The sequence below is a fragment of the Seonamhaeicola algicola genome, from assembly GCF_007997385.1.
Classification (GTDB): Bacteria; Bacteroidota; Bacteroidia; order Flavobacteriales; family Flavobacteriaceae; genus Seonamhaeicola; species Seonamhaeicola algicola.
This window is the reverse complement of sequence record NZ_VOSC01000029.1, coordinates 1-964: the sequence shown is the minus strand read 5'-3', so window position 1 is coordinate 964 and position 964 is coordinate 1. Positions and strand designations below refer to the sequence as shown.

Annotated in this window: 1 protein-coding gene; it reads left to right on the top strand. The window is 30.3% G+C overall.

What is annotated here, in order from left to right:
* The coding region (locus tag FUA26_RS12310) for a toxin-antitoxin system YwqK family antitoxin (protein ID WP_394344919.1) at positions 1-837 on the top strand (837 nt) is incomplete at its 5' end.
* Between the last annotated feature and the right edge of the window lie 127 nt (positions 838-964).

Sequence of the window (964 nt, the reverse complement as noted above, 5' to 3'; positions counted from 1 at the left end):
CCGTTGTGGTTAATTATGAGGAAACTAACATACATATTAATTTTACTACTACTTTTCAATTGTAATTCGGAAAAAAAAGAAATCTTTCAGGAATATAATGGACAGTTAGTTAAAGTGGAATTTGATGATTCTAAAACCGACTCTACTTTTTCTGGTTATGGCGGAGAACATTATCCGAATGGGAATTTAAAATCGTTATCGCTCTTTAAAAATGGAGAACCAATTGACACGCTTTTTTACTATTATGAAAATGGTATGATAAAAGAAAAAGGACTCGTAAAAAATGGTTTGCAAGATGGTTGGTGGACTTACTTCAGAGAAAACGGAACACTAAAAGAAAAAATTGAATGGAAACCAAAAGGAAATGACACCATTTACAAAAATCAAAGTTTAGTATTTGACAATAATGGAAAGCTGAAAATGGAACCAAGCACTTATTTTGAACTTGAAATTCCAGACACTATTGTTTTGGGTAAAAATATAGCATTTGTAAAAAACTATGTCAGTAATTTTAAAAATGTCGATGAGCGATTTTTATCTGTAATTATTGAAAATAAATATGCCGATAATACCATTAAAAAAGATACATTTAGTGATGGAACTTTGAAACCGTTTTTTGGGATTTTTGGACTCAAAACTGGAAAACAAATTGTAAAAGGACAAATTGAAGAGAAAATATTACAAAAAGAAAAAATTAATAAAGACTCGTCTTCTTTAACGATTATTGACCATTATAAATACTTTGAAAAAGAAGTGTTTGTTTCGGACAACGAAGAAATCTCTGAAAAAAGCAAGAAAATAATAAAGGACTATTTTAAATCTAAAGAAAATAACTAACCACAACAATGGCTATAAGTAATTGCTTATTTTCGCCTACTTCTGAAAATCCTCGCGGATTTTCAGTTTGGTGTGTACTTGCAAAGTTAAGTGCTAACCCACGCAACTACTCATAGCCGAGACCGTT